The organism is Streptomyces sp. NPDC048419, assembly GCF_043200415.1.
Taxonomy (GTDB): Bacteria; Actinomycetota; Actinomycetes; order Streptomycetales; family Streptomycetaceae; genus Streptomyces.
In genome coordinates, this window is sequence record NZ_JBICXT010000094.1 from 1 (window position 1) to 4,290 (window position 4,290).

The 4,290-nt window shown below is 64.7% G+C and carries 2 protein-coding genes and 2 pseudogenes; 3 read left to right on the forward strand and 1 reads right to left on the reverse strand.

All coding sequences use genetic code 11. The features are described 5' to 3' along the window. Positions 1-327: 327 nt before the first annotated feature. Positions 328-562: pseudogene (locus ACGFYN_RS47820) on the reverse strand (transposase); the annotation flags it as partial. Between the two features lie 285 nt (positions 563-847). On the opposite strand from ACGFYN_RS47820, the gene ACGFYN_RS47825 reads away from it, so the two are divergent. The 3 genes and pseudogenes from ACGFYN_RS47825 (at position 848) to ACGFYN_RS47835 (ending at position 3,886) form a co-directional block, all read left to right on the forward strand. Further along, complete coding sequence (locus ACGFYN_RS47825; RefSeq protein ID WP_393872237.1) at positions 848-991, forward strand: hypothetical protein; 144 nt, start codon at positions 848-850, stop codon at positions 989-991. Between the two features lie 668 nt (positions 992-1,659). Continuing rightward, positions 1,660-2,295: pseudogene (locus ACGFYN_RS47830) on the forward strand (polyprenyl synthetase family protein); the annotation flags it as partial. Between the two features lie 445 nt (positions 2,296-2,740). Next, a complete protein-coding gene (locus tag ACGFYN_RS47835; RefSeq protein ID WP_393872238.1) occupies positions 2,741-3,886 on the forward strand; it encodes a cytochrome P450 in 1,146 nt (381 codons plus the stop codon). The last annotated feature ends 404 nt before the right edge of the window (positions 3,887-4,290 follow it).

Below are 4,290 nucleotides of genomic sequence, written 5' to 3' on the forward strand. Positions count from 1 at the left end.
ACCGGCCAGCCGCCCGCCATCCTTGGCCGACGCCTACAGAAAGTCAACCCGAGACACCCCCCGATGCTTTGAGTAGAAGCTACTCAAAAACAGCGCTCGTATACTGGAGTCGGCGGCTGAACTACGTAACTCATCCCCTCTGGCGCTCAGATTTCCAGACTGCCGGATGCGCCGGTCAGGGCACAAGGCCATCGGCTGCATTCCACCCCAGCTTCTCCCGCACCCGGTCGGGGGACTCTTTGACCAGGGCGTACTCCGCTAGCGCGTAGAAGGACAAACCCCGGCCCCACGGCGGGAAGCCGGTTGCGCCGGCGCAGCATCCGCAATCCCCCACGGCTCCGCGGCGGGGGCGAGGCCGGCGTAGGGAGGCGAGGTGGCGGCGGTGGGGAAGCTGGTCACCTTCGCCGACGGTGACCAGCAGCACTGCGGCGGCCCTGATCGCGATCCCCAGGATCGAGGTCAGGACTTCGGAAAGAAGGTGTGCCTCCAGCAGGGTGCTGATCTGGGCTTCTGTGGCCCGGCATTGTTCATGGACGGCGCCGAGCGAGCGGGCCAGGGAGGGCTGGTCGAAGTGGTGCTCCCCTCGGGGAGCGGCTGACGCCGCCGACGGCCAGCGCCGTGCCCAGGCCGGACAGCGACATGAGCCAGCCCGCAAGGGCGGCAAGGAGCTATGCGAGCCCATGCCGACCGGGGCCCTGGACGCTACGGCTGCAGACGGGCGTCTGGAGTCGATGAACAGGTCAGGGGCATGACCACCGGCCTTCTTCGAAGGCAGGAGGGCTCTTCGTAATGTGGATGCGGCGATCGGTGCCGCCAGACGGCTGGGCGAGTAGGGCCGAAGAGGCACGTGATCGACACCAGCGACATCGGCGCCTTCCTGGCCTGGGCGTCGGCAAGGGCGAACACCACGCCACCGCCGTCACCGCGAACGGGGAAGAAGGCCTTCGCCAAGCGGCTGGCCAACTGCGCGGAAGTCGCGCGTTTTGAGTAGCGATTACTCACCCGAACGCACAGGACTCGATTCACAGTCGGAAGGGAAGCGTGAGATGCGCGCTGGGGGCGGCCCATCTCTGTGAGGGAATCCTGTGGCTTTCATCCTCAAAACCTCGCGGCTGGATCGGGTAGTCATCCAGTTGGCCAGCGGCTCGGGCGAGGGGGGCAGCTACCCACCCTGCCACCTCATCCACGCGTCATGGCACAAGGTCTCCCTGGGGATCCTGTTCGCCAACCGGAGCCACGGCCGCGCCAAGGGGCACTGCGCGCTGACCAGGACACCGACGCCTGCTCCACACCCCGGCCGGCATGCCAGGTCGGTCGAACGCCCGGTATACGGCAAGGGTCGAACAGCGGGACCCACACCACCGGCCGTGGCGACGTTGCGCTGCTCCCGGAATGGGACATCACCATGATCTCGGCCGCTCCTGAGCCTGTAGCCATACGCTCTGCCGCTCTTCTCGGCCGGTTCCGTGACCTAGTGGAGCCGGACCTAAAGGCCGCCATCGCCACACTGCACCCCGAGCTGGCCCGGATGGGCGCCTACTCATTCGGCTGGTGCCAGGCTGACGGAACACCATCGGACGGTCCGAGAGGGAAGATGCTGCGTCCGACGCTAGCCCTGCTCTCCGCTGAACTGGTGGGCAAGCCTGTCAAGCGGCAGTTCCCGGGGCGGTAGCGGTCGAGATGCTGCACGCCTTCTCACTGGTCCACGACGACATCATGGACCACGACGAACAGCGCCGGCACCGCCCGACTGTCTGGAGAACCTACGGCACCGGTCCCGCGGTCCTGACCGGAGACGCGTTGTTCGCGCTGGCCATCCGGGCGGTGGCTTACGCGCCAGGCGAGGCCAGGGCCGCAGTTCAACTCATTTCAGACGCCTCACTGCGACTGTGCCAGGGGCAAGCGCAGGACCTCGCCTTCGAGCAACGCCCGTGGACCGGTCTCGGCTCAGTCAGTAAGGCTGAATACCAAGCCATGGCTGGCAACAAGACCGGTTCCCTGATCTCCTGTGCGCTCGCCATCGGCGCACTCCTAGCCGGTGCTCCTGGCACCGTCATCGAAAGCCTGGCCAGAGTCGGCCACGATCTCGGTCTGGCTTTTCAGATCATGGACGATGTATTGGCTGGTGTTGGCGATCCCGCACTCACCGGCAAGCCAGCCCTCAGCGACTTGCGGGCCCGGAAGAAGACCTACCCACTCATGGCCGCAATCGCTTCCCCCGAGCCGGCCGGAGCCCGCTTGCGGGCTGTCATGGCCGCCGACGATCGCCTCCGCGGCGAAGGAGGACCCCCCTGAACGGCGCACTCGGCCATCGGCCACAGATTAGGCGCTACATCGATGCCCTTGGTCTCACCATGGCTGGCAACCTAGAGCAATCCCGCTTCGCACCTCGGTATCACGGCCCGGGCTACCACGGCCGGCCCTATTATTCGGGGCAAGTCACTATCTGGCCCGATCGCACCGAATACGACCGCAACGGACGATGGAACCACATCGCCACCTGGAGTTGATCCACTCATCGAAGCCGACTGCGAAGAACCCCGGTTCACTCAACCCGACCATGACCGGTAGGTAAACGTCATGCCTCGAACGCTTCGCTCCGTACCTCGAGCCCCTGGCCACCAGCCCCTCATCGGCCACACCATCCCACTGCTCCGCGACCTCTACGGTTTCTTTAAACCCCTCCGCGAGCAGGGCGATGTCGTCCGCGTCGATTTGCCTACATTTCCGGTCTATGTGGGTGACCACTGCGGAATTGGTCCATGAAATTCTGGTGACCAAGGCCACAGCCTTTGAAAAGGGTCGCCTGTTCGACAGAATGCATCCGCTGGTTGGCGACGGATTGTCAACCGCCCCTCGCGAAACCCACCGTGTGCACCGCCGCATCGTGCAGCCCGCCTTCCATCAAGACCGCATGTCCGGGTACGGTGGCCTCATATCGGACCACGCCCATGGCATCGGCGCCTCCTGGCAGCCAGGCTCGGTCGACGACCTCTGGCCCGAACTCGTCGAGTACTCGGCCAACAATCTTGCTGCCACACTGTTTGGTCGGCGTCTTACCGATGAGGCTGTCGCCATCGCACGTCGCGAGGTCCCACTGATTCTGAATATCGTCGTACCTCGCTCCTTCATGCCCGCTATGCTCGATCGGCTACCACTGCCGATCAACCGAGAATTCTACGGAGCATGCGCCCGGCTGAGGGCCGCCGTCAAAGACGCGATCGCCACCTCACGAGACAATCCACAGCGTAACGACTTCCTCTCATTGCTGGAAGAAGCCTCATCTGGTGCCGCCGATCAGCGCGTTGCTGATGAGGCACTGGTGGATCATGTGGTGACCATGCTCATGGGTGGGGTCGACACGGTTGCCAGTACGATCGCCTGGAGCCTGTATGAACTCAGTCGGGCCCCGGAGATCGACCAGCGCCTGGCGACCGAACTACAAGGCGGACTACCCTGCGCCTATCTCAATCAATTCCTGAACGAGATTACACGTCTGTATTCGGTGGTTTTGCTGATGCGGCGCGCCACAGAACCAGTTGTCCTCGGCGACGTCGAGATTCCGGCTGGAACCGAGGTCGCCTTCAGCCTCCACGCCCTGCACCGAGACCCACGGTACTTTCCCGACCCGGAGAAATTCGATCCCGACCGCTGGCAGGCCAAAACGTCGGCCAACATCCCGCGGACCGGATTTATACCCTTCGGTGCAGGGAACCGCAAGTGCATCGGAGACACGTTCGCCTGGACTGAGGTCAGCAGCAGCCTGTCATCGATCGTCCCGCGATGGCGATTCTCTCCCCACCCTGAACGCCGCATCACCCAACAAAAGCTGGGGATCATACCGCTCCCCGCAGCGATGCCACTCACACTCACTCCTCGCCGCTGAATGCGATGGTGTCGTGAGCGCAGGAGCTGCCGCGAGGCGCTGACCCATCGTGAAGAACCTGGTCGACCACATCCACGTGGCGGAGCCCGGCCTGACCGCCGTCGAGATCGGCAGGCGACGATACGAGCCTTCATATCCAGCGGCTGATGTCACCCAGTACGCTCCCGCCGAGCCCACCACCCGGGATCCCGGCGAACCCGGCGTCCACGTGCGTGCCGGGAGACCACCGAAGCGTGCTCGCCGAAGAGCTGCCCGAACGCATCCGGATCCCCGGCGCGCGCACGGAGGGCTTTCCCCAAGGCCGGGCAGTTACTGACCTCTTCGGGGTGTTGTCGGGGTGGTGACGGGTGGTGATCCCTGCGGTAGGCCGGTGGTATGCGGTACGCGCAGGGTGGCGGCCTGAC